We start from the raw sequence: 22,728 nt of genomic DNA on the forward strand, positions 1-22,728 counted from the left end.
GAACAAACCGGGAGAAACCATGGCCGCTCCGCTCGAGCCCTGGCGCGTCAGCGCCTTCAACACCGCAAAGCTCTCCGAAAACAAGATGCACGACGACAATGTGGCGCAGCGGTTCGGCTTTTCGGGCGGGCTGGTGCCCGGCGTCGAGGTGATGGCCTATATGATGCACCTGCCGGTCGCGCGCTGGGGCCGCGACTTCCTGGAGCGCGGGCTGATCGAGGCGCGGTTCGTCAAGCCGGTCTATGACGGCGAGACCGCCACGGTGTCGGGCCGTGACGAGGGCGGTGCGCTGGCGATCGAGGTCGAGAGCCGCGGCGCGCTGTGCGCGACGGGCTCGGCCGCGCTGCCGGCGCGGGCGCCGGTGGTCGATCTCGGCGACTATGCCGAGACCGCGCCGGCCGCGGTCCGGCCTCCGATCGGTCCCGGAGCGTTCGCGCCGGGGCTGTGGCTCGGCACCAAGCCGGTGACGTGGGGCGGGGAGGCGCTGCGCGATTATCTCGCCGAGGTGCGCGAGACCGATCCGATCTATCTCGCGAACAATCTGGTACATCCCGGCACGCTGCAGCGCATCATGAACCGGGTGCTGGTCGATAATGTCGTGCTCGGTCCGTGGATTCATGTCGGCTCGCGAATGCAACTGCTCGCAGCCGCCAGCGCCGACGACACGCTGACGGCGCGCGCCAAGGTGGTCGCCAACTACGACAAGAAGGGCCACCGCTTCGCCGAGTTCGACGCGCTGATCGTCGCCAACGGCACGACGCCGATCGCGCATTGCCATCACATCGCGATCGTTCAGCCGCGCGAACAGGCGGCGGCGTAGTCGAGCTAATTCCGCCGCGCGGACGCGGGCCGATGCAGGCTGCGACGTTCTGACCTCGCGCGTCTTGCGCGCGGGCTGCGAGAATGCGCTTCACGACATCACGGGCAGACAGGGGGGCACACACCACGCATGCGCGGGCCGGCGACAAGGCCGCACCAACAAAATCAAAAAACACTCCGGAGGAAACATGCACTTCATTCAACGTGCGGCGGCGGCACTGACGCTCACCGCTCCGCTGCTGCTCGGCGCTTCGGCGTTCGCGCAGCAACAAGGCCCGCTGAAGATCGGCCTGCTCGGCGACTTCCAGTCGGTGTATTCCGACATCGGCGGCGCCGGCAATGTCGAGGCCGCCAAAATGGCGATCGCCGAGATGGGTGGCACGATGTTCGGCCAGCCGATCGAATTCATCTCGGCCGACGTGCAGAACAAGCCCGACATCGCCGCGTCGCTGGCGCGGAAATGGTACGAGAACGAGGGCGTCGACATGATCGTCGACCTGCCGACCTCGGCCACCGCGCTCGCCGCGATGGAGATGTCGAAGCGGTTCGAGAAGATCATGATCGTCACGGATGCCGCGTCGTCGGACATCACCGGCAAGTCGTGCTCGCCCTACACCGCGCACTGGACCTATGATACTTATTCGAATGCGCACACGGTGGGGTCGGCGATCGTCAAGAACGGCGGCGACACCTGGTTCTTCATCACCGCGGACTATCTGTTCGGCCATTCGATCGAACGCGACACCGGCGAGGTGGTCAAGGCGGCCGGCGGCAAGATCGTCGGCAACGCACGGCATCCGTTGAACAACGCCGACTTCTCGTCGTTCCTGCTGCAGGCGCAATCGTCCAAGGCCAAGATCATCGGCATGGCCAATGGCGGCGGCGACACCATCAACACCATCAAGCAGGCGTCCGAATTCGGCATCGTGGCCGGCGGCCAGAAGCTCGCCGGCATCGTGATGTTCATCTCCGACATCCACAGCCTCGGGCTGAAGATGGCGAACGGGCTGATCATCACCGAGGCGTATTACTGGGACCTCAACGACCGGACCCGCGAATTCGGCAGGAAGTTCTACGACAAGATGAAGCGGATGCCGACGATGAACCAGGCCGCGACCTACAGCGCGACGCTGCATTATCTGAAGGCGGTGAAGGCGGCGGGCACCAGGGACACCAAGACGGTGCTGGCGAAGATGCGCGAGATGCCGGTGCGCGACGCCTTCACCAACAACGGCTTCCTGCGCGAGGACGGCCGCATGGTGCATTCGATGTTCCTGTTCGAGGTGAAGAAGCCCGAAGAGTCGAATGCGCCGTGGGATTACTACAAGCTGCTGGCCGAAGTCCCCGGCGATCAGGCGTTCCGCCCGCTGAAGGACGGCGGCTGCCCGCTGGTGAAGGCGGAGTAAGGCCGTCGACTCCTCTCCCCTTGTGGGAGAGGAGAAGCGCGCGTCGCGTGCTCAACGATGCCTCGCACCCATGAAAGACGTCATCGCCGGGCTCGACCCGGCGATCCATCCTCTTCGCAAAGAGTCGTTGTTGGCGCGCTGCGCGCGCGATGGATGCGCGGGTCAAGCCCGCGCATGACGGGATTGTTTGAGGAGGCGCAGTGCGCAACAGCGGGCGTTCGCAACCTCACTCGGCAAGCGCCAGCTTTCACGCCGCCGCCGTCTCCTTCGCCTCCCGGATCGCGCGCCAGACCTTCTCCGAAGTCAGCGGCATGTCGAGCGTCGTGACGCCGACGTCCTTCAGCGCGTCGAGCACGGCGTTGACGACGCTCGCCAGCGAGCCGGCGCAGCCGGCTTCGCCGCAGCCCTTGGTGCCGAGCGGATTCGACTTGGTCGGCACCGGGTGGTCGCCGACCGCCATCATCGGAATGTCCTCGGCGCGCGGCAGCGCGTAGTCCTGCAGCGAGCCGGTGATCGGCTGGCCGTCGCCGTCATAGGACATCTTCTCCATCAGCGCCTGGCCGATGCCCTGCGCGACGCCGCCGTGCAGCTGGCCTTCGACGATCATCGGATTGATGACCACGCCGAAATCATTGACCGCGGTGTAGCGCACCACGCGGGTGACGCCGGTGTCGGGATCGATCTCGACCTCGGCGACGTGGCAGCCGTTGGGGAAGGCGGACGGCACGCCCTTGGCGACATGATCGACGTCGAGCGACGACGGCACGTCCTCGGGCAGCTTGGCCTCGCGCAGCCGCTCAGCCAGCTCCATGATGCCGATGCTGCGGTCGGTGCCGGCGACGGTGAAGCGGCCGCCTTCGAATTCGATGTCGACTTCGGCGGTCTCCAGCAGATGCGATGCCGCGGCCTTGCCCCTGGCGATCACCTGCTGCGATGCCTCGACGATCGCCTGGCCGCTGGCGGTGATCGAGCGCGAGCCGCCGGTGCCGTTGCCGGTGTGGACGACGTCGCTGTCGCCCTGTTCGAGCCGGACGTTCTCGAACGGCACGCCGAGCTGCGCGCACAGCACTTGCGCGAACGGCGTGGCGTGGCCCTGGCCGTAGTCGAGCGTGCCGGTGATCAGCCGCACGGTGCCGTCGGCCTCGAACACGATCTTGCCGAGCTCGGCGCTCGGCGGCGCGGTGACTTCGAGATAGGAGCCCACCGCGATGCCGCGCAGTTTGCCGGACTTGCGGCTATCCCGCTTGCGCTTGGCGAAGCCGGCATAGTCGGACAGCTCCAGCGCCTGCGCGAACACGCCGCCGAAATCGCCGCTGTCATAGGTGACGCCGGAGCAGGCGGTGAACGGCAGTTGCGACGGCTTGACGAAATTGCGCTTCCGCAAGGCGAGCCGGTCGATGCCGATCTCGTCGGCGGCGCGGTCGATCAGCCGCTCCAGGAAGTAGTTCGCTTCGGGCCGGCCGGCGCCGCGATAGGCGCCCATCAGAGTGACGTTGGTGACGACGCATTTGATGTCCACCGCCAGCAGCGGCGTGCGATACACGCTGCCGATGTTCTTGCCGGTGTTGAGCGACAGCGGCAGGGGGGCCACGCCGGTGATGTAGGCGCCGAGATTGCCGGTGCCGCCGAGACGGATGGCGAGAAACTGGCCCTCGGCATCAAGCGCCAGCTCGGCGCGGATCTGCTGGCCGCGGCCGTGGCTGTCGGAGAGGAACGCGGAGGAGCGTTCGTCGGTCCACTTCACCGGCCGGCCGAGCGCCTTCGCCGCATGCAGGATGCAGATGTATTCGGGATAGGAGATGTTCTTCATTCCGAACGAGCCGCCGACCTGGCCGGTCAGCACCCGCACCTTGTCGGCCGGCACGCCGAGCAGCTTCGCCAGCGTGTTGCGGTTGCCGGAGACGCCCTGGGTCGGGAGCTGGATGGTGTAGCGGCCGTTCTGCTGGTCGTAGGTGGCGAGCCCGGTGCGTGGCTCCATCGGCACCGCCGCGACGCGGGTGTTCTCGATGTCGAGCGTAGTGACATGCGCGGCGGAGGCAAAGGCGGCGTCGACGGCCGCGGCGTCGCCGAAGTGATAATCGAGCGCGACGTTGTTCGGGATGTGATCATAGAGCTGCGGCGCGCCCGGTTTGATCGCTTCGTCGGCGTCGGTCACCGCCGGCAGCGGCTCGATATCGAGCTCGACAGCTTCCGCAGCGTCGCGCGCCTGCGCCGGCGTTTTCGCAACCACAAAGGCCACCGGATCGCCGACGAAGCGCACCTTGTCGGTGGCCAGCGCCGGGCGGTCGGTCTGCAGCAACGGCGTGCCGTCGCGGTTCTTGATCGGCAGGCCGCAGGTGAACGGGGCGTAACCGGCCTCGGCGAGATCGGCCCCGGTGTAGACGCCGCTGACCCCCGGCATCGCCCGGGCCGCCTCGACGTCGATGCCGCGGATCACCCCGTGGGCGTGCTGGCTGCGCACCATCACCGCAAAAAGCTGGCCGGGAAGGTTGCAATCGTCGGTGTAGCGGCCCTTGCCGCGCAGCAGGGTGTCGTCCTCCTTGCGACGCACCGGCTGGCCGACCCCGAATTTTTGCAGTGCGATGGCGGTGTCGGACGGTGCGTTCGAACGTCGGTCCTGCATGAGGCTCATTCCAGCGGTGGGATGACGTCAAAAAAGCCGCGTTGCGCGGCCGTTTTCGTGTAAAGATGACGATCTTCAGATAATGCAGCGGTGGCGTCGCGACAACGCACGATCCGGAATGCGGGCCGTGCGGGTGGGTTGCGCCGTGGCCATGCGCTGCTAAACTTTCCGTGAATATGATCTCGACGTCGGCCGGACGGCCACGAAAGACCGAATTGATGGATGAGAAGACGCGGCTCCGCGGTGGCCTGGCGCCCGGCGGAGACCCGCAGCACGGGAATGCCGCGATTGTCGAGGACGAGCACGGATCGATGGCGCCGCATGGCGGCGTCTATGCTGCGCTCGACCTCGGCACCAACAATTGCCGGCTGCTGATCGCGCGGCCGACCGGCGACGGCTTTCGCGTGGTCGATTCGTTCTCGCGGATCATCCGGCTCGGGGAGGGCGTGTCCGCGACCGGGCGGATCAGCGACGCGGCGATCGCGCGGGCGATTTCGGCGCTGTCGATCTGCCGCGACAAGATCCATCAGCGCAAGGCGAAGCGGCTGCGGCTGATCGCGACCGAGGCCTGCCGCGCCGCCGTCAATGCCGATGCGTTCTGTGAGGCGGTCGCACACGCCACCGGCATCCGGCTCGAAATCATCGATCGAGAGACCGAGGCGCGGCTCGCCGCAATCGGCTGCTCGCCGCTGGTCGATACCGCCGGGCGCGGCGCGATCCTGTTCGATATCGGCGGCGGCTCCAGCGAACTGGTGCGGCTGGCGCGCGATCCGGCGCGGCCGGACCTGCCGCCGCGGATCCGGGCCTGGATGTCGATTCCGCTCGGCGTGGTGACGCTGGCGGAGCAATTCGGCGGCAAGGTCGTGACCGCGGACAGCTATGCGGCGATGATCGACGAGGTCGCAAAGCACGTCGCGCCGTTCGCGGCCGCGCATGGCGGCGATCTCGGCGGCCTGCATCTGCTCGGCACCTCGGGCACGGTGACGACGCTCGCGGGGCTGTATCTCGACCTGATCCGCTACGATCGCCGTCGCGTCGACGGCATCTGGATGAGCGACGGGGAACTGACTGCGACCATCGACCGGCTGCGCGGCATGAGTTATCACGACCGCGCCCAGAACCATTGCATCGGCGCCGAGCGCGCCGACCTGGTGCTGGCCGGATGCGCGATCCTCGACGCGGTGCGCGCGGCGTTCCCGCTGCCGCGGCTGCGGGTGGCCGATCGCGGCCTGCGCGAGGGCATGCTGGTCGAAATGATGCGCGAAGACGGCGTGCCAGGAGTCGCCTGAAGGGTCGCCTGAGGGGGCGTCTGAGCCGGTTCCACGCTGGTTTTTCCGCGCTCATCTGCTAAGCAACGCGCGAACACAACCAATTTTCAAGCAGGGCCATGGCCAAAGACACAACCGGGCGAATGCGCGTCACCGTCAAGAGCGGCGGCCGGATGAAGCTGTCGTCGAAGCTGTGGCTCGATCGCCAGCTCAACGATCCCTATGTGGCGCAGGCCAAGCGCGACGGCTATCGCTCGCGCGCGGCCTACAAGCTGACCGAGATCGACGACAAGTATCATTTCCTCAAATCGGGTCTGGCGGTGGTCGATCTCGGCGCCGCCCCCGGCGGCTGGAGCCAGGTCGCGGCGAAGCGGATCGGCTCGGCGGACGGCCGCGGCAAGGTGATCGCGATCGACCTGCTGGAGATGGGCGAAATCCCCGGCGTCACGTTCGCGCAGCTCGACTTTCTCGACAATGCCGCGCCGGACAAATTGCGCGAGATGCTCGGCGGCGACGGCGCCGACGTGGTGATGAGCGACATGGCGGGCAACACCACCGGGCATCGCAAGACCGATCAGCTCCGCATCGTCGGCCTGGTCGAGAGCGCCGCGCAGTTCGCCAGTGAAGTGCTGAAGCCCGGCGGCATCTTCGTCGCCAAGGTGTTTCAGAGCGGCGCCGACGCCACGCTGATGAACCAGCTCAAGCGCGACTTCGCCACCGTGAAGCACGTCAAGCCCGCCGCCAGCCGCAAGGATTCCTCGGAGCGCTACGTGCTGGCGATGGGATTCCGGGGCGCGCCGCCCGCAACGGAGCCGTGACGGCTCAACCGTGACGATGCCGGTGCATCGGTCTTGATTTGCCGCAGCCGGATCGGTCGGATCGCGAATTCGTCGAGGTCGCGCACGCGACTTCGGTCTTCGACGTGCCGCATTTTGGATGCCGCGTCTGCAACGACGTTCTGCGGCTTGCAGGGCGGCACCACGATGCAAGCGAACGAGGAGCGGATTCTTCCCCGCTCAGATCTCGCGCCGGATTTCCAGCTCCGACCAGATCTGATTGAAATATTGATTGTACAGCGGATTGGTGCGGATCGTCACCGGATCGCGCTCCGAATCCGACAGTTCGATCGTGTGTACGCACTTCACCGTGGCGGGCCGGTTGGTCATCACCACGATGCGGTCGGCCATGGTGATCGCCTCGCCGATGTCGTGCGTCACCAGGATCACGCTCTTGCCACGCTCACGGATGATGCGCTGGACCTCGCCCTGCAGCAGCAGCCGGGTCTGGAAATCCAGCGCCGAAAACGGCTCGTCGAGCAGGATCACGTCCGGATCGAACGCCAGCGTGCGCATGAACGCCACGCGCTGCCGCATCCCGCCGGACAGCGTCGCCGGCTTGGCGTTCTCGAAGCCGCCGAGGCCGTAGGATGTGATCAGCCGGTGCGCGATCTCGACGGATTCGCCGCGTGACACGCCGCGCACTTCCAGGCCCAGGGTCACGTTGTCCAGCACGCTGCGCCAGGGCAGCAGCATGTCCTTCTGCAGCATGTAGCCGACATGGCCCTTGGCACCGGCGACCTGCACGCCGTTGACCGAGACGCTGCCCTGACTCGGCGTGAACAGTCCGGCGATGATGTTGAACAGCGTGGTCTTGCCGCAGCCCGATGGGCCGACGATGGCGAGCACTTCGCTCTTGCGCAGGCCGAACGAGATGTCGCCCAGCGCGCGCACCGGATTGGCGCTGTCGGCGTTGAACACCATCCCGACGCCGCTGGCGGTCAGGACGTCTCCATCCGCTGCCATCGCTTCCACCATCAGGCGATCTCCGGATAGTTCAGAGCTGGCGCCTGCCACTTCCTGCCTGCGATCACCGCGTCGAGATAGGACATCACCAGGGTGTTGAACTGATCCGGTAAGACCTGGGAGACGGCGTGACCGCCGGTCTCGAAATAAAACGTGTCGGCGGCGGGCATCAGCTTGGCCATACGCTGCGAGTAGAACTGCGGCGTCAGATGATCGTCCTTGGCGCAGGTGATCAGAGACGGGCAGGTGATCTTCCGCAGTTCCTCGCCCGGGCTGTAGGAGCAGATCGCGTCGATCCGGCTCAGCATGATGTCGGTCGGCGCCAGCGCCTCGGCTGCGGCCGGCTCTTCGGCCTCGAGCTTGGCGATATTGGCGCTGACCCACCATGGCGGGCTGAGGAACAGCGGCGTGGTCTGGACGTAATGCAGCGCGCCGCTCTGCTGCAGCACGCGCTTGCGGACGTCGAAGCAGCGCGCGAAGTAAGCGTCGGAGGTCGCCCAGCCGGCGTACAGCACGGCGCTTTTGATCCGCTTCGGAAAGCGCAGCGCCATGTCGTGGGCCATCGCGGCCCCGGTCGAATGACCGACGATATGCGCCGCCTCGATGCCGAGCGCGTCCATCAGCGCGACCATATCGTCGGTCATCTGCGGCACCGAATAGGTGATGCGGTCCTGCCGAGATCCGCCGGTGCCGCGATGATCGTGCAGCACCACCTGATATTTGGCCGCGAAGGCGTCGAGATTCGGCTTGAAATAGCCGCCCGCGCCGCCGATGCCGGCCACCAGCAGCACCGGCTCGCCCTGGCCCGACACGCTGTAGGCGATCTCGGTTCCATTGACTTGAGCTAGCGGCATCCCACTCTCCATTCCACTTGCAGATGTATCATCACCAGGACAGCCAGCGCTCGAGCAGCGTGACGGCGTAGTCCAGCACGAGCGCCAGCAGCATCAGGGCGAACAGCCCGACCCAGACCGCGTTGAGGTCGTAAAGCGTGCCGGCGTAGTAGACGAGGTAGCCGAGCCCCTGCTTGGCGGCGATGTATTCGCCGACAACCGCGCCGATCAAGGCGAACCCGACGTTGAGGCGCAGGCCGGAGATGATCCACGGCATGGTCGCCGGCGCGACGATCTTGAGGAAGGTCTGGCGCTGGCTCGCGCCGAGCGAGCGCATCAGCCGGATCAGGTCCTGATCGACCTCCTGCGCGCCGCTGAAGGCGGTCATCAGCGAAACGATGAAGGTGATGATCGCCGCGATCGCGATCTTGGATTCGATGCCGATCCCGAACCAGACGATGATCAGCGGCGCCAGCGCGATCTTCGGAAGCCCGTTGATGGCGACGATGAACGGCCGCAGTACCAGCGCCAGGCGCGGGGTGAGCCATAATGCCAGGCCCGCGGCACTGCCGAGCGAGCAGCCGATCACGAAGCCGACCAGCGATTCGAAGCCCGTCACCAGCGTCGACTGGATCAGCGTGCCGTCGGCCAGCAGCGTGACGAATTTGCCGGCGATGCCGCTCGGCTGACCGTAGAGATAGACCGGCAGCCACTCGGCCCGGATCGCGATTTCCCACAGCCCGAAAAAGCCGATGGTGAGCGCGATCTGTCCGAGCAGGATCAGCAGCCACGGCGAGACCAACGAGCCGCGCTGCTTTGCCGGGACGGCGATCGTCATGTCGACTTCGCCAGATGCGCGATCGAGGAGATCTCGACCAGGAATTCCGGCTTCACCAGATCGGCGCGGATGCAGTAGCGCGCCGGAAAATCCTTCGGGAAGTATTCCTTGTAGACCACGTTCATGGCGGCGTAGTCGGACAGGTCCTTGAGAAAGATCGAGTTCATGGTGACGTCCGCCATGGTGCCGCCGGCGGCCTCGACGATGCTCTTGATCGATTCCAGCACCGCGCGGGTCTGCGCGGTGGCGTCGCCGACGCCGACAGTCTTGCCTTCGGCGTCCATCGCCAGCACGCCCGAGACGTAGAGGATGTTGTCGGCGAGCACGCCGGGCGAGTAGGGCGCCAGCGGCGGAGGCGAACCGGCGGGGATGATCGGTTTGCGCGACATGTCAGGGCTCCTCGAGTTTGGGCTGAAACGATGTGGTTCGACGGACTGAAACTGTCAGCGATTGGTCAGGCTGCGCAACTCGCTGGTGGTGGTGGTCCAGCCGAAAAAGGTCTCGACGTTGTAGATGGTGGCTTCCTGCAGCGACGGCGGGCCGGCCTGCAGCGTGGCGTCCTTCACCATGATCGGGAAGTACTCCAGGAAGTAACCGTCACGGATGGTGGATTCGACGCAGACATTGGTGGCGACGCCGACCACGACGAGATTGCGGATTCGGCGCGCCCGCAGCATGGCGTCGAGCTGGGTGCCGTAGAAGCCGCTGTAGCGCGGCTTCGGCAGCACCAGTTCGCCCGGCAGCGGCAGCAGCTTGTCGACCAGCGCGTAGTCCCAGGTGCCGCGGGTGATCAGCTTGCCGTCGAGATCGGGCCGCGACCGCATCGTCTTCAGCGCGTTCGACTTCCACCAGTTCGGCGAGTCCGGGGTGCCGGCCTCCTGTTTGGCGGCGTCCCAGCCGTTCTGGAAGAACACGATGGTGAAGCCGAGTTTGCGGGATATCTCCAGCGTCTCCGCCACCGCGGCGATCACCGGCTTGGCGCCGCTGACGTCGAAGCCGGCGAGATCCAGATAGCCGCCCGGAGACGCGTAGGCGTTCTGCATGTCGACCACGATCAGCGCGGTCTCGTCGGGCGACAGCGGAAACTCTTCCGGCTTCGCCGGCAGCATGAGCGCGTTGTCGCGGCGCGGCAACGATTGCGGAATGGTCGGCATCGATGTTCCTGCTGTCGTCGTCAGCTTTTCAGGCCGAAATCGGCCGTGGCCTTGGTGGCGATGGTGGTGTCGACCATCTCCTCGTAGGGCAGCGTCTTCTTGAGTGTACCGGCGCCACTCTCGTGCTTCATGATCGCGTCCCAGTCTTCCTTGGTGATGATGGGATTGCGCGGAACCACGTTCTTGGTGGTCATGAAATTCTTGGCGCCGAGCTTGACGACCTCCGGCGCGACGCTGGGGAATTCCTGCCGGCTGACCTCTTCGAACGCGTTCGGATCGGTGTGCAGCAGCTTCATGGCGTCGGCCAGGGCGTTGGTGAATTTCTGCACCGTCTCGCCGTTGGACTTCAGGTACGGTTCGGTGACGAAGATCGAGGAGAACGCGATCGGCCCGAGAGTATCGGCGAACGAGTAGACCACTTCGAGGCCGAACTGCGTGACGCCGATGCTGGCGTCCCAATCGAAGGCGATGGCGAGATCGGCGCGGCCGTCCTTGACCGCGGCGGCCTGCGCGCCGGGCGGCAGTTCCAGGAAATTGACGCCGGCTTCCTTCGGATCGAATCCGCCGATGCTGCGCATCAGATAGGTCGGCGTCGAGATCGTGTTGGACGGGAAGCGCAGCGTGGCGATGGTCTTGCCCTTGAGGTCGGCCAGCGAATTGATCTTCAGGCCCGGCTTGGCGATCGCGAACAGCGAGATGCCGCCCGCCACCTTGGCGATGACGCGCATCTTGCCGCCTTCCAGCGTCGAGTTCACCGACATGCCGGTGCCGGTCAGCGCGAATTGCGCGCGGTTGGCGAGCAGCACCGACACCGGCACGGCGATGCCGCCGGCGGTGGACAGCTCGACGTCGAGGCCTTGCTTGGCGAACAGATCCTTGCGCATCGCCGTGTAAAGCGGGGTGTAGAGCGCGATGTGGATCGCCTCGGAGACGATCACCTTGGTCCGGCTCTGCGCGATGCTCGGCATCGGAAACGCCGCGGCCAGTCCCAGCGCGCCGGTGCCGAGCAGAAGGTTGCGCCGGGTCGGAGCCGAGAGTGTCGAGAGGGAGGTCGTTTCGGTCTTTTTCGAAGTCATGATGGCTCCTGACGAGATGGCCTGCCGCCGACGTGGGTGAGCACCCCGGGGGACAGCCGTCGTGCGCCGCTCCCCGATGAACTGGGACAGGCTAGGAAGCCTTCAGCGTTCTTAAAAGTCGAGAATCTGTCATGTGTTCATGCGGAAAAGGCAACACCCGGCGACTATTCCGAGCGTTCCTTCGAGGCCCGGATCGTCACGGTCAGCAGTTTCAGGAACTCCTGAGCGGCGTGTGAGAGCGGCCGGTCGCGGTGCACATTGATGCTGGACCGCGCCGAGGCCAGTTCCTGATCGGCGACGGGGATCGCCCGCAGATGGCCGGCCTCGAGGTCCGACACCACCGCGAGAGCGGGCTTGAAGGCGATGAACTGGCCGGTCGCCGCCATGGTGTTGGTCAGCTCCAGCGAATTGGTGGTCACCAAAATCTTGGGCGCGAGCTTGTGTTTGGCGACGGTGCGCTCGAACGATTGCCGCAGGCCGAAGCTGTGGTCGGGCAGCGCCAGCGGCTCCCGGCAGATTTCCTCGAGCGTGAGCTGTTTGCGATCGGCGTATTTGTGGCCGGGTGTGACAAGGCACGAGATCGGCTCTGGAAACTCCGCGATGGTCTCGATCTCGGCGCGGCGGGTGGCGTTGAAGGTGATGCCGATATCGGCATCGTCCTCCAGCAAGGCCTCGATGATCCGGTCGGTCGAGGCGGTCTGCACCTTGAAGGCTACGGCCGGATAGCGGATCTGAAATTCGGCCAGGATGCTCGGCAGCAGCCCGCGGACGAAGCCCTCGATCACCCACAGGCTCACCTCGCCGCGCCGCAGTCCGCGCAGATCATCGATGCCGGAGCGGGCGCGGTCGATGTCGCGGAACACCCTATGGCTGTGGCGGGCGAGAACCTCGCCGGCCGCGGTCAGCCGAACGCCGCTCTTGGAGCGCTCGAACAGGACCGCGTCGAGTTCGTGCTCGAGCTGCGCGATCTGCCGGCTCACCGCTGAGGGAGCGACATGCAGCCGGTCGGCCGCCTTGCGGATCGAGCCGAGCCTGGCGACCGCGTTGAAATATCGGAGTGTCAGGAAACGCACGGCGCCTCGAATGTTTCAAGCCCGTCCGTAGCATGGATCGACCGCGCCGACCGGCGCAAGGGCGTCACAATCTCTGATCGCGCGCGGTCTGGGTTTCTTCGGTCGCCGTCTTGGCTGCTGCGCCGGCGGCGCCCTTCTTGCTCGAGATCTCGATCGCCTTCCGCCCCGAGATCTCACTGCCGGCATCGTCCGGCATCCGCCAGAAGAAGAACGCCGACAGCGCCGACATCACCGCGACCACGACGAAGGCCGGGGCGAAATCGTCGGCGCCGAGCGTCGTGGTGCCGTGCCACGCCATCGTCGACTCGACGGCAAACGCGCCGATCGCGACGCCGGCGGAGATCGCCAATTGCTGGCCGACGCTGACCAGCGTGGTGGCGCGGCTCATCTGCGCGGTCTCCACCTCGGCATAGGCGACGGTGTTGATCGCGGTGAACTGCAGCGAGCGGAAGAAACCGCCGACCAGCAGGATGATCATGATCAGCAGCAGCGGCGTCGCCGGCGTGAACAGCGCGCAGGCGGCGAGAAACACCGAGCTGACCAGCGCGTTGATGGTCATGATCTTGCGGAAGCCGAAGGTGCGGATGATCCTTGCTGCGAGCGGCTTCATCCCCATCGCGCCGGCCGAGGAGGCGAAGGTGACGAGGCCGGAGTGAAACGGCGACAGCCCGAACCCGATCTGCATCAGGAGCGGCAGCAGGAACGGCAGCGCGCCGATGCCGAGCCTGAACAGGAAGCCGCCGGTCATGCTGGCGCGCAGCGTCGTCAGCCGCAGCAGCGAGAAATCCAGCACCGGCGAGGCGGTCCGGCGGGCGTGCAGGACGTACAGCGTCATCGAGATCGTGCCGATCGCGATCAGCGCCACCACCACTTGCCAGGGCAGCAGGCCGAGCCCGGCGACCGACAGGCCGAAGGCGATGCCGGCGAGCCCGATTCCGGCCAGCACCAGGCCATAGAGGTCGAACCGCTCCGGATTTTCGCTGCGGATCGGATCGATGTAGCGCTGCGCGAAGAAGATCCCGGCGAGCCCGATCGGGATGTTGATCAGGAAGATCCAGTGCCAGGAGAAGTAGGTGGTGATGAAGCCGCCGAGCGGCGGGCCGATCACGGGCCCGATCAGCGCCGGCACCGTCATCCACGCCATCGCGCCGACCAGCGCGCTCTTGTCGATCGAGCGCAGCAGCACCAGCCGCCCGACCGGCGTCATCATCGCGCCGCCCAGGCCCTGGAGGATGCGTGCGAGGACGAAATCGGTAATGGATTGCGATAGCGCGCAGCCGATCGAGCCGACCATGAACACCGCGATCGCCGCCGAGAACACGGTGCGCGCACCGAACCGGTCGGCGGTCCAGCCGGAGGCCGGGATGAACACCGCGAGCGACAGCAGGTAGGACGTGATCGCGAGCTTCAGCGTCAGCGGCGATGTGCCGATATCGGCCGCGATCGCCGGCAGCGACGTGGCGATCACGGTGGCGTCCATGTTCTCCATGAACAGCGCGGCGGCCACGATCAGCGGGATCAGTCGTTCTTTGTTCATGCAGAGTTTCGGCGGGGAAGGGAGCCCGCCTGTAGCATCGCGTCGCAGCGCCCGCCATTGCGGACGGCGCAGAGGCACCTAAATCTTGCGTGACCGGCGCACGCATGGCCGGAGCCCGTGTGGGGGAGTTCCGCCGATGATCTACCTGCTCGCCGCCTTCCTGCCGCCGCTCGGCCTGCTGCTCAACGGCCAGCCGTTGTCGGCCGTGTTCAATCTGGCGCTGCTGGTGGTGTGCGTGATCCTCGGGCTGATCTTCAGTCCGCTGTGGCTGCTGCCGTCGCTGCACGCGCTGATCGCGGTGCGGATGCGGCAGGAGAAGCGGATGCACCGCGAGGTGGTCGAGGCGATCCGCCAGCACGGCCCGCCGCCGGCCTATCGGCGCTGAGGGGCGCGAGGTCCCGCGGTGCACGCATCGCGGGTGCGCACAAAAGCCGTGGTTGAAGGGGCGCGGCCCCTTTGATTCGTCATATCCCCGTGCTATCGACCACCGCCAACCCTCCCGACGGGCTCGATTCGACGGCGCTGCCGCTGTGGCGCCGAACGCGGCTCCCGTCTCCCGAGCTTGAACGCGGCGCAACCTGCCGCTGAACGGAGTTGGCAATGGCGTCATTGAACGGATCACGGCAGTTTCAGGAAGCGTACACGTTCGACGACGTGTTGCTGAAGCCTGGCCCGTCGGACGTGCTGCCGTCCGACGTCGACATTCGCTCCCGGATCACCCGCGCGATTGCGCTCAACATCCCGATCATCGCCTCGGCCATGGATACCGTCACCGAGGCGCGGATGGCGATCGCGATGGCCCAGGCGGGCGGCATCGGCGTGATTCATCGCAATTTCGATCCCGAGGGCCAAGCCGCCCAGGTCCGCCAGGTCAAGAAGTTCGAATCCGGCATGGTGGTCAATCCGCTGACCATCGCCCCCGAAGCGAAACTCGCCGACGCGCTGGCGTTAATGAACCAGCACGGCTTTTCCGGCATTCCGGTGGTGACCGGTGCCGAGGGTCGCAGCCCGGGCAAGCTGGTCGGCATCCTGACCAATCGCGACGTCCGTTTCGCCACCGATCCGTCGCAGCAGGTGTCGGAGCTGATGACTCACGAGAATCTCGTGACGGTGCGCGAGGGTGTCAGCCAGGACGAGGCCAAGAAACTGCTGCATCAGCACCGCATCGAAAAACTGCTGGTGGTCGACGATCAGTACCGCTGCGTCGGCCTGATCACCGTCAAGGACATGGAAAAGGCGGTCGCGCATCCGCTGGCGTCGAAGGACGCGCAGGGCCGGCTGCGGGTCGCCGCCGCGACCACGGTCGGCGAGGGCGGCTTCGAGCGGACCGAGCGGCTGATCGAGGCCGGCGTCGACCTCGTCGTGGTCGACACCGCGCACGGCCATTCGGCGCGCGTGCTGGAAGCGGTGACCAGGATCAAGCGGATCTCCAATGCGGTGCAGGTGATCGCCGGCAATATCGCGACGCGCGACGGCGCGCAGGCGCTGATCGATTCCGGCGCCGACGCCGTCAAGGTCGGGATCGGGCCGGGGTCGATCTGCACCACGCGGATGGTCGCCGGCGTCGGCGTGCCGCAGCTCACCGCGATCATGGACGCGGTCGAGGCGGCGAAGAAGGCCGACATCCCGGTGATCGCCGATGGCGGCATCAAGTACTCGGGCGATCTCGCCAAAGCGCTCGCGGCCGGCGCCGATATCGCGATGGTCGGCTCGCTGCTCGCGGGCACCGACGAGACACCCGGCGAAGTGTTCCTGTGGCAGGGGCGCTCCTACAAGGCCTATCGCGGCATGGGCTCGGTCGGCGCGATGGCGCGCGGCTCGGCCGATCGCTACTTCCAGCAGGACATCAAGGACACGCTGAAGCTGGTGCCGGAAGGCATCGAAGGCCAGGTGCCGTACAAGGGCCCGGTCGGCAACGTGATGCATCAGCTCGCCGGCGGCCTGCGCGCCGCGATGGGCTATGTCGGCGCTCGCACGATCGCCGAATTCCACGACAAGGCCGAATTCGTCCGCATCACCGGCGCCGGCCTGCGCGAAAGCCACGTCCACGACGTCGTCATCACCCGCGAGAGCCCGAACTATCCGGGTGGGGCGTAGGGCCGAGCTGGTAATTGTCTCAAATAGTCGCAGATAACTCTCGTTCGTCATTCCGGGGCGCGCGCAGCGCGAACCCGGAATCTCGAAGAGATGAACGCGGTCAGTGCCCGTTTCAGATTCCGGGTTCGCTCACTTCGTGAGCGCCCCGGAATGACGAGCGCGTGACGGTGTGTGGTCTGTACGCCGGAGCGACGAGCGAGGCGGGCGTCTTGATGCCCGAAAGCGGCGCAGGCTTGCGTCCCGTCTGCCGCAGTTGGCGAATGCGGATTGGTCGCCTACAACTCTCCAATCAACAACAAAGAAGGAAACGCAATGTCCAAGGCCAAGCGCATCGTTCTCGCCTCGCGTCCGACGGGAGAGCCGACGGCGGCGAATTTCCGCCTCGAGGATTTTGACGCGCCGACGCCGGGTGAGGGCCAGGTGCTGCTGCGCACGATTTGGCTGTCGCTCGATCCCTATATGCGCGGCCGCATGAGCGACGGGCCGTCCTACGCGCAGCCGGTGCCGGTCGGCGGCGTGATGGAAGGCGGCACCGTCTGCGAGGTGCTCGACTCCAAGAGCCCGGGCTTCGCCAAGGGCGACATCGTGCTGGCGCACAGCGGCTGGGCGACCCACGCCGTCGCCGACGCCAAGCCGCTGCGCAAGATCGATCCGTCGCTGGGGCCGATCTCGACCGCGGTCGGCGTGCTCGGCATGCCCGGCATGACGGCCTATACGGGCCTGCTGGACATCGGTCAGCCGAAGGCAGGCGAGACCGTCGTCGTCGCAGCCGCCTCCGGCGCGGTCGGCTCCGCGGTCGGCCAGATCGCGAAGATCAAGGGCGCTCGCGCGGTCGGCATCGCCGGCGGCAAGGCGAAGTGCGACTACGTCAAGAGCGAACTCGGCTTCGACGATTGCCTCGACCATCGCGATCCGGATCTCGCCGCCAAGCTGAAGGCGGCGTGCCCGAACGGCATCGACGTGTATTTCGAGAATGTCGGCGGCGAGGTGTTCGAGGCGGTGTTTCCGCTGTTCAACGCTTTCGCCCGGATGCCGGTGTGCGGACTGATCGCGCAATACAACGCGTTCGAGGCGCCGCCGACGCCGAAATGGGCCACCGCGCTGATGCGCCACGTGCTGACCAAGCGTCTCACCATCCGCGGCTTCATCGTCAGCGATTTCGCCGGACGCCGGCAGGAGTTCCTGCGCGATATGTCGGAGTGGGTGCGCGACGGCAAGGTGAAGTACAAGGAGTTCGTCACCGAAGGCGTCGAGAGCGCGCCGGAGGCGTTCATCGGCCTGCTGAAGGGCGCCAATTTCGGCAAGCAACTGGTCCGCGTCGGACCCGACAAGGCCTGACAAGATAACGCGGGCCTCGGCTGCCGCCGAGGTCCGCGCCGCTCTCTTCAACAGGAGGTCGCGATGTCGGTCCAGATGGTGCTGCTGCCGGTGTTCGTGCTGATCGGGCTGACCTTCGCGCTGCTGCTGGGAACCTTCTGGGAGCGGCGGCGCGCGCTGGTGTCACGCGAGACCAAGATCCGCGACATCGCGCTCGGGCAGCCGAACTGGCCGGAGCGCGCGACGAAGGTCGCGAACTGCTACAGAAACCAGTTCGAACTGCCAATTCTGTTCTATACGCTGATCGCGATCGGACTGCCGCTGCGGCGGATCGATCTGGTGCTGGTGCTGCTCTCCTGGGTGTTCGTGGTGACGCGGTTCGCCCATGCCGGCATCTTCGTCAGCTCCAACGACCTCGGGCAGCGATCGACGGCCTGGTTCGCAGGCGCGCTGGTGCTGCTGGCGATGTGGGTGTATTTCGCGCTGCGCATGCTGCTGCTGATCTGATATCGGTCGCGCGCGTTCCCGAACCGTGAAAGACTGCAATGACCCCCGCCGCACGGCTGTCCGCAGCCATCGACCTGATCGCCACCATCGACGGCCAACGCATTCCCGCCGCCAAGGCCCTCAAGGAGTGGGGCACGGCGCATCGCTATGCCGGTTCCGGCGATCGCGCCGCGATTGCAGGCGTGGTCTGGGACGTGCTGCGCCGCCGCGCCTCCAGCGCCTTCCTGATGGACGACGACAGCGCCCGCGCGCGGGTGCTCGGCATGCTCAAGCTCGAACGCGGCATGACACCGGAGGCGATCGCGGCGCTGTGTGACGGCGGCCGGTTCGCGCCGGAGCCTTTGACCGACGCCGAGCACGCCGCCTTGTCCGGGCGCACGCTCGACGCCGCTCCGCCGCATATCGCCGGAGATTATCCGGAATGGCTCGACGGCGCCTTGGCCGAGGTGTTCGGCGAGGAGCGGGTTGCAGAAGCGACCGCGATGGCCAGCCGGGCGCCGCTCGACCTGCGCGTCAACACGCTGAAGGCGAAGCGCGAGAAGGTGCTGGCGTCGCTGAAGCACCTCGGCGCGTCCGAGACCCCGTGGTCGCCGATCGGCCTGCGGATCGAACTCGGCGCCGACGCCCGCAATCCGGGCGTGCAGGCCGAGCCGGATTTCATCAAGGGCGCCATTGAGGTGCAGGACGAGGGCTCGCAGCTCGCGGCGCTGCTGTCGGCCGCCAAGCCCGGCGAGCAGGTGATCGATTTGTGCGCCGGCGCCGGCGGCAAGACGCTGGCGCTGGCGGCGATGATGCAGGGCAAGGGCCGGCTGATCGCCACCGATTCCGACAAGCGCCAGCTCGCGCCGATCCACGAGCGGCTGTCGCGCGCCGGCGTGCATAATTGCGATATTCGGGCTCCGAAGGGGCCGGCCGATACCCTGTCCGACATCCACGCCTCCGCCGATCTGGTGCTGGTCGACGCGCCGTGCACCGGCACCGGCACCTGGCGTCGCAACCCCGACGCGAAATGGCGGATGCGCCCCGGTGCGCTGGAGATCCGGCTGAAGGACCAGGCCGAGGTGCTGGCGCGCGCCGCCGCACTGGTGAAGCCCGGCGGCCGGATCGCCTATGTCACCTGCTCGGTGCTGCCGGCGGAGAACGGCGGCCAGATCAAGGCGTTCACGGCCGCGCACCCGGACTTCGCCGTCACCCCGCCGGCGGAGGTCGCCGCCGCGCTGTGGGACAAGGCCGAGGCCTTCCTGGCCGCCGTCCGGACCTCGCCTGAAGGCCTGCTGATGACCCCGCGCAAGACCGGAACGGACGGGTTTTTCGTGTCGGTGCTGCGCAAGCAAGGCTCCTGAGAGCCGTCACCCTGAGGTGCGAGCGCCGGGCGCTTCGCGCGCGGCGGGAGCCTCGAAGGGCGACGGCGTCGCGGGCGAAGAGGTCGCAGAACAGCATCCTTCGAGGCTCGCCGAAGACGGCGAGCGCCTCAGGATGACGGCGGGGGGCGGGGCTGTATCACGGCGGTTTCCAGGAGGGCGCTGTTCCCGGTGCATGACGCCCGCCGGCCGTTTTTCCCCGTTGCGAGCCGGGCCGGGGTCGCGTATTTGCTGCCCATGACAGCCCCCAGCACATCCTCCGCTTCGTCCGTCGTCCCCTCCGGCGCCGACACCTCGCCGCATGTCGCCGCGATCCACGAGAAGATCCTGATCGTCGATTTCGGCTCGCAGGTCACCCAACTGATCGCCCGCCGCGTCCGCGAGGAGGGCGTGTATTCCGAGATCGTGCCGTTCCAGAAGGCGGAGGCCGCCTTCGCCGAGATGAAGCCGAAGGCCGTGATCCTGTCCGGCGGCCCGGCTTCGGTGCTGGACGCCGACGCGCCGATCGCGCCGATGGCGATCCTCGAAGCCGGCGTGCCGGTGCTCGGGATCTGCTACGGTGAACAGACGCTGGCCAAGCAGCTCGGCGGCACCGTCGAGGCAGGCCACCACCGCGAATTCGGCCGCGCCACGATCGAGATCACCGATGATTGCGCGCTGTTCGACGGGGTATGGGAGAAGGGCGGCCAGTACGACGTCTGGATGAGCCATGGCGACCGCGTCACCAAGCTCCCGGACGGCTTCCGCGGCGTCGCCAAGGCGCCGGGCTCGCCGATCTCGGTGATCGCCGACGACACCCGCAAATTCTATGCGATGCAGTTCCACCCCGAAGTGGTGCACACGCCCGACGGCGCGAAACTCCTGCGCAATTTCGTCCGCAAGGTTGCGGGGCTGACCGGTGACTGGACGATGCGCGCCTTCCGCGAGGAGGCGATCGAGAAGATCCGCGCCCAGGTGGGCCAGGGCAAGGTGATCTGCGGCCTGTCCGGCGGCGTCGACTCGGCGGTCGCCGCGGTGCTGATCCACGAGGCGATCGGCGATCAGCTCACCTGCGTGTTCGTCGATCACGGCATGCTGCGCAAGGACGAAGCCAAGACCGTCGTCGACCTGTTCCGGCACCACTACAACATCCCGCTGGTGCATGTGGATGCGTCCGAGACCTTCCTCGGCGCGCTCAATGGCGTCACCGATCCGGAGCAGAAGCGCAAGATCATCGGCAAGCTGTTCATCGACGTGTTCGACGCCGAGGCCAAGGTCGTCGGCGGCGCGGATTTCCTGGCGCAGGGCACGCTGTATCCCGACGTGATCGAAAGCGTGTCGTTCACCGGCGGCCCGTCGGTGACGATCAAGTCGCACCACAATGTCGGTGGCCTGCCCGAACGCATGAACATGAAGCTGGTCGAGCCCTTGCGCGAATTGTTCAAGGACGAGGTGAGGGCGCTCGGCCGCGAGCTCGGCCTGCCCGACGTGTTCGTCGGCCGTCATCCGTTCCCGGGCCCCGGCCTCGCGATCCGCTGCCCCGGCGAGATCACGGCCGAGAAGCTCGAGATCCTGCGCAATGCGGACGCCGTCTACATCGACCAGATCCGCAAGGCCGGACTCTACGACCAGATCTGGCAGGCCTTCGCGGTGTTGCTGCCGGTCAAGACCGTCGGCGTGATGGGCGACGGCCGCACCTATGAGTACGTGGTTGGATTGCGGGCGGTGACTTCGACCGACGGCATGACGGCCGACTTCTATTCCTTCGACATGAACTTCCTCGGCGCCACCGCGACCCGGATCATCAACGAGGTCAAGGGCGTCAACCGCGTGGTGTACGACGTCACGAGTAAGCCGCCGGGGACAATCGAGTGGGAATGATTTTGCCCATCTCTAGGGCTACTCGAAAACTGCGCCACGGCTCGATCCAACGGGCTCAAGACTAAAAACCGTTCTCCTCGATCGGGGCTGTCTGTCGATCATGGCTTGGAGCGGCGGTCGCACGCCCGGGCGCATCGTGATCCCGTCACACCGCCGTCAGCCGCCTGCCGTGCCTTGCTCTGCCGTGAGCGTTTCGCTGATCTGCCACACCCGACGATTTGCGTCCGCGTCGAGCGCCTGGGCGGGGGCCGGAATGGTCTTTCGGTCGCCGAAATACTGGCCGCTTACGTCGGCCAGTTCCGGTGCGTCGGCGAGATACAGCACGCGGCGCGCCGCCCGCTCCGCAGACGGGATCGCCCAGCCTCCCAATCGGGCGAACAGCTTCAGAAAGAACCCCTGGGCGCCGTCGGTGCCGCCGAGGTTGGATTTGAACACGCCGGGGAAGACGCAATTGACCGTCACGCCGCTGCCTTGCAGCCGTCGCGCCAGCTCGAAGGTGAAATGCAGATTGCCGAGCTTGGACTGGCCGTAGCCCTGCATCATGCGGTAGGGCCGCCGCTCCCAATTCAGATCGCCGAAATCCAGCGCGGTGCTGATCCGCGTGCCGACATTGACGATCCGCGCCGGGGCACTGGCTTTGAGGAGATCCAGCAGCAGGTTGGTGAGGAGGAAGGGGCCGAGATGGTTCACCGCCAGCGCGCACTCGATCCCCTGGGGGCTGAGCCGCCGCTCTGGGAAGGCGGTGCCGGCATTGTTCACCAGCAAGTGCAGGTGCTCGAAACGCTGCTGCACGGCTTGCGCCATTGCACGGATCGCCGACTGGTCGGCCAGATCGGCGACAAACAGATGCAGGTCGTCGTTGCCGGTGGCGGCCCTGATCTCTGCAAGCGCCGTCTCGCCCCGTTCGCGGTCGCGTACCACCAGGCCAACGCGCGTATTCTCCGCCGCCAATGCCGTCGCGATGGCTTTGCCCAGACCCGAATTGGCCCCGGTCACCAGAGCGGTTCGTTTCCCTTCACGGTTCGAAATCATCGGCTCAACCTTCTGCAGGCAGCAGGGGCACCCCCGCACGGGTTCCAGATGTGAGCGAGTTCGCGAAAGATCGTGTTCCGGCGGATCGGTCAGGCGACGTCATCGAAGCTCCACCGGTCCGACGA

Annotated in this window: 20 protein-coding genes; 10 read left to right on the forward strand and 10 right to left on the reverse strand. The window is 66.5% G+C overall.

Annotated features, from left to right (window positions below; genetic code table 11):
* The first annotated feature begins 19 nt into the window (after nucleotides 1-19).
* Both SR870_RS03710 and SR870_RS03715 read left to right on the forward strand, forming a co-directional pair.
* A complete protein-coding gene (locus tag SR870_RS03710) occupies nucleotides 20-820 on the forward strand; it encodes a hypothetical protein (RefSeq protein ID WP_322516701.1) in 801 nt (266 codons plus the stop codon).
* Nucleotides 821-1,007: 187 nt separating this feature from the next.
* On the forward strand, nucleotides 1,008-2,225 hold the full coding sequence (locus SR870_RS03715) for an ABC transporter substrate-binding protein (protein ID WP_322516702.1): 1,218 nt from the start codon (nucleotides 1,008-1,010) through the stop codon (nucleotides 2,223-2,225).
* 247 nt (nucleotides 2,226-2,472) lie between these two features.
* Here SR870_RS03715 and SR870_RS03720 read toward each other — a convergent pair whose 3' ends face one another.
* Complete coding sequence (locus SR870_RS03720) at nucleotides 2,473-4,848, reverse strand: xanthine dehydrogenase family protein molybdopterin-binding subunit (RefSeq protein WP_322516703.1); 2,376 nt, start codon at nucleotides 4,846-4,848, stop codon at nucleotides 2,473-2,475.
* 218 nt (nucleotides 4,849-5,066) lie between these two features.
* On the opposite strand from SR870_RS03720, the gene SR870_RS03725 reads away from it, so the two are divergent.
* Together SR870_RS03725 and SR870_RS03730 are read left to right on the forward strand one after the other, a co-directional pair.
* On the forward strand, nucleotides 5,067-6,137 hold the full coding sequence (locus SR870_RS03725) for a Ppx/GppA phosphatase family protein (protein ID WP_322516704.1): 1,071 nt from the start codon (nucleotides 5,067-5,069) through the stop codon (nucleotides 6,135-6,137).
* A gap of 98 nt (nucleotides 6,138-6,235) precedes the next feature.
* Nucleotides 6,236-6,934: an RlmE family RNA methyltransferase gene (locus tag SR870_RS03730; protein WP_322516705.1), complete on the forward strand. Its 699-nt coding sequence runs from the start codon at nucleotides 6,236-6,238 to the stop codon at nucleotides 6,932-6,934.
* A 198-nt stretch (nucleotides 6,935-7,132) separates the two neighbouring features.
* Here the strand turns inward: SR870_RS03730 and SR870_RS03735 are convergent, their stop codons facing one another.
* The 8 genes from SR870_RS03735 to SR870_RS03770 all read right to left on the reverse strand — a co-directional run bounded on the left by SR870_RS03735 (nucleotide 7,133) and on the right by SR870_RS03770 (nucleotide 14,429).
* Nucleotides 7,133-7,930 (reverse strand): ABC transporter ATP-binding protein, encoded by a 798-nt coding sequence (locus tag SR870_RS03735; protein WP_322516706.1) that lies wholly within the window; start codon nucleotides 7,928-7,930, stop codon nucleotides 7,133-7,135.
* The gene (locus SR870_RS03740) at nucleotides 7,930-8,772 is read right to left on the reverse strand and encodes an alpha/beta fold hydrolase (RefSeq protein ID WP_322516707.1); all 843 of its coding nucleotides are present in this window, start codon (nucleotides 8,770-8,772) and stop codon (nucleotides 7,930-7,932) included. Before SR870_RS03740 ends, SR870_RS03735 begins: the two co-directional genes overlap by 1 nt.
* A gap of 31 nt (nucleotides 8,773-8,803) precedes the next feature.
* On the reverse strand, nucleotides 8,804-9,589 hold the full coding sequence (locus tag SR870_RS03745; protein ID WP_322516708.1) for an ABC transporter permease: 786 nt from the start codon (nucleotides 9,587-9,589) through the stop codon (nucleotides 8,804-8,806).
* The gene (gene rutC / locus SR870_RS03750; protein ID WP_322516709.1) at nucleotides 9,586-9,978 is read right to left on the reverse strand and encodes a pyrimidine utilization protein C; all 393 of its coding nucleotides are present in this window, start codon (nucleotides 9,976-9,978) and stop codon (nucleotides 9,586-9,588) included. The genes SR870_RS03745 and rutC overlap by 4 nt, the downstream gene beginning before the upstream one ends.
* A 54-nt stretch (nucleotides 9,979-10,032) precedes the next feature.
* Nucleotides 10,033-10,743, reverse strand: coding sequence for an isochorismatase family protein (locus SR870_RS03755; RefSeq protein WP_322516710.1), 711 nt, complete (start codon nucleotides 10,741-10,743; stop codon nucleotides 10,033-10,035).
* 20 nt (nucleotides 10,744-10,763) lie between these two features.
* Nucleotides 10,764-11,819, reverse strand: a complete 1,056-nt coding sequence (locus SR870_RS03760; protein WP_322516711.1) for an ABC transporter substrate-binding protein — start codon at nucleotides 11,817-11,819, stop codon at nucleotides 10,764-10,766.
* Between the two features lie 164 nt (nucleotides 11,820-11,983).
* Nucleotides 11,984-12,892, reverse strand: a complete 909-nt coding sequence (locus SR870_RS03765) for a LysR family transcriptional regulator (protein WP_322516712.1) — start codon at nucleotides 12,890-12,892, stop codon at nucleotides 11,984-11,986.
* A gap of 64 nt (nucleotides 12,893-12,956) precedes the next feature.
* Nucleotides 12,957-14,429 (reverse strand): MFS transporter, encoded by a 1,473-nt coding sequence (locus SR870_RS03770; RefSeq protein WP_322516713.1) that lies wholly within the window; start codon nucleotides 14,427-14,429, stop codon nucleotides 12,957-12,959.
* A gap of 136 nt (nucleotides 14,430-14,565) precedes the next feature.
* Between SR870_RS03770 and SR870_RS03775 the strand changes: the two genes are divergently transcribed.
* The 6 genes from SR870_RS03775 (at nucleotide 14,566) to guaA (ending at nucleotide 21,571) form a co-directional block, all read left to right on the forward strand.
* Nucleotides 14,566-14,814 (forward strand): hypothetical protein, encoded by a 249-nt coding sequence (locus SR870_RS03775; protein ID WP_322516714.1) that lies wholly within the window; start codon nucleotides 14,566-14,568, stop codon nucleotides 14,812-14,814.
* A 215-nt stretch (nucleotides 14,815-15,029) separates the two neighbouring features.
* Nucleotides 15,030-16,526, forward strand: coding sequence for an IMP dehydrogenase (gene guaB / locus SR870_RS03780; protein WP_322516715.1), 1,497 nt, complete (start codon nucleotides 15,030-15,032; stop codon nucleotides 16,524-16,526).
* Nucleotides 16,527-16,838: 312 nt separating this feature from the next.
* A complete protein-coding gene (locus SR870_RS03785; protein WP_322516716.1) occupies nucleotides 16,839-17,864 on the forward strand; it encodes an NADP-dependent oxidoreductase in 1,026 nt (341 codons plus the stop codon).
* Nucleotides 17,865-17,927: 63 nt separating this feature from the next.
* On the forward strand, nucleotides 17,928-18,350 hold the full coding sequence (locus tag SR870_RS03790; RefSeq protein ID WP_322516717.1) for an MAPEG family protein: 423 nt from the start codon (nucleotides 17,928-17,930) through the stop codon (nucleotides 18,348-18,350).
* Between the two features lie 38 nt (nucleotides 18,351-18,388).
* Nucleotides 18,389-19,693 carry an RsmB/NOP family class I SAM-dependent RNA methyltransferase gene (locus SR870_RS03795; protein ID WP_322516718.1) on the forward strand — a complete coding sequence of 435 codons (1,305 nt, stop codon included), beginning with the start codon at nucleotides 18,389-18,391 and terminating at the stop codon, nucleotides 19,691-19,693.
* Nucleotides 19,694-19,948: 255 nt separating this feature from the next.
* Nucleotides 19,949-21,571: a glutamine-hydrolyzing GMP synthase gene (guaA, locus tag SR870_RS03800; protein ID WP_322516719.1), complete on the forward strand. Its 1,623-nt coding sequence runs from the start codon at nucleotides 19,949-19,951 to the stop codon at nucleotides 21,569-21,571.
* Nucleotides 21,572-21,727: 156 nt separating this feature from the next.
* On the opposite strand, the gene SR870_RS03805 is transcribed toward guaA, so the two are convergent.
* Nucleotides 21,728-22,603, reverse strand: coding sequence for an SDR family NAD(P)-dependent oxidoreductase (locus SR870_RS03805; RefSeq protein WP_322516720.1), 876 nt, complete (start codon nucleotides 22,601-22,603; stop codon nucleotides 21,728-21,730).
* Nucleotides 22,604-22,728: the final 125 nt, after the last annotated feature.

The organism is Rhodopseudomonas palustris (genome assembly GCF_034479375.1).
GTDB lineage: Bacteria > Pseudomonadota > Alphaproteobacteria > Rhizobiales > Xanthobacteraceae > Rhodopseudomonas > Rhodopseudomonas palustris_M.

What these genes read in the sequence shown, in the direction of transcription:
- guaB (WP_322516715.1), top strand. Translation starts at nt 15,030, where the DNA reads ATGGCGTCATTGAACGGATCACGGCAGTTTCAGGAAGCGTACACGTTC.
- SR870_RS03790 (WP_322516717.1), top strand. Translation starts at nt 17,928, where the DNA reads ATGTCGGTCCAGATGGTGCTGCTGCCGGTGTTCGTGCTGATCGGGCTG.
- SR870_RS03720 (WP_322516703.1), bottom strand. Translation starts at nt 4,848, where the DNA reads ATGCAGGACCGACGTTCGAACGCACCGTCCGACACCGCCATCGCACTG.
- guaA (WP_322516719.1), top strand. Translation starts at nt 19,949, where the DNA reads ATGACAGCCCCCAGCACATCCTCCGCTTCGTCCGTCGTCCCCTCCGGC.
- SR870_RS03770 (WP_322516713.1), bottom strand. Translation starts at nt 14,429, where the DNA reads ATGAACAAAGAACGACTGATCCCGCTGATCGTGGCCGCCGCGCTGTTC.
- SR870_RS03710 (WP_322516701.1), top strand. Translation starts at nt 20, where the DNA reads ATGGCCGCTCCGCTCGAGCCCTGGCGCGTCAGCGCCTTCAACACCGCA.
- rutC (WP_322516709.1), bottom strand. Translation starts at nt 9,978, where the DNA reads ATGTCGCGCAAACCGATCATCCCCGCCGGTTCGCCTCCGCCGCTGGCG.
- SR870_RS03725 (WP_322516704.1), top strand. Translation starts at nt 5,067, where the DNA reads ATGGATGAGAAGACGCGGCTCCGCGGTGGCCTGGCGCCCGGCGGAGAC.
- SR870_RS03755 (WP_322516710.1), bottom strand. Translation starts at nt 10,743, where the DNA reads ATGCCGACCATTCCGCAATCGTTGCCGCGCCGCGACAACGCGCTCATG.
- SR870_RS03795 (WP_322516718.1), top strand. Translation starts at nt 18,389, where the DNA reads ATGACCCCCGCCGCACGGCTGTCCGCAGCCATCGACCTGATCGCCACC.
- SR870_RS03760 (WP_322516711.1), bottom strand. Translation starts at nt 11,819, where the DNA reads ATGACTTCGAAAAAGACCGAAACGACCTCCCTCTCGACACTCTCGGCT.
- SR870_RS03805 (WP_322516720.1), bottom strand. Translation starts at nt 22,603, where the DNA reads ATGATTTCGAACCGTGAAGGGAAACGAACCGCTCTGGTGACCGGGGCC.
- SR870_RS03785 (WP_322516716.1), top strand. Translation starts at nt 16,839, where the DNA reads ATGTCCAAGGCCAAGCGCATCGTTCTCGCCTCGCGTCCGACGGGAGAG.
- SR870_RS03740 (WP_322516707.1), bottom strand. Translation starts at nt 8,772, where the DNA reads ATGCCGCTAGCTCAAGTCAATGGAACCGAGATCGCCTACAGCGTGTCG.
- SR870_RS03745 (WP_322516708.1), bottom strand. Translation starts at nt 9,589, where the DNA reads ATGACGATCGCCGTCCCGGCAAAGCAGCGCGGCTCGTTGGTCTCGCCG.
- SR870_RS03730 (WP_322516705.1), top strand. Translation starts at nt 6,236, where the DNA reads ATGGCCAAAGACACAACCGGGCGAATGCGCGTCACCGTCAAGAGCGGC.
- SR870_RS03715 (WP_322516702.1), top strand. Translation starts at nt 1,008, where the DNA reads ATGCACTTCATTCAACGTGCGGCGGCGGCACTGACGCTCACCGCTCCG.
- SR870_RS03775 (WP_322516714.1), top strand. Translation starts at nt 14,566, where the DNA reads ATGATCTACCTGCTCGCCGCCTTCCTGCCGCCGCTCGGCCTGCTGCTC.
- SR870_RS03735 (WP_322516706.1), bottom strand. Translation starts at nt 7,930, where the DNA reads ATGGTGGAAGCGATGGCAGCGGATGGAGACGTCCTGACCGCCAGCGGC.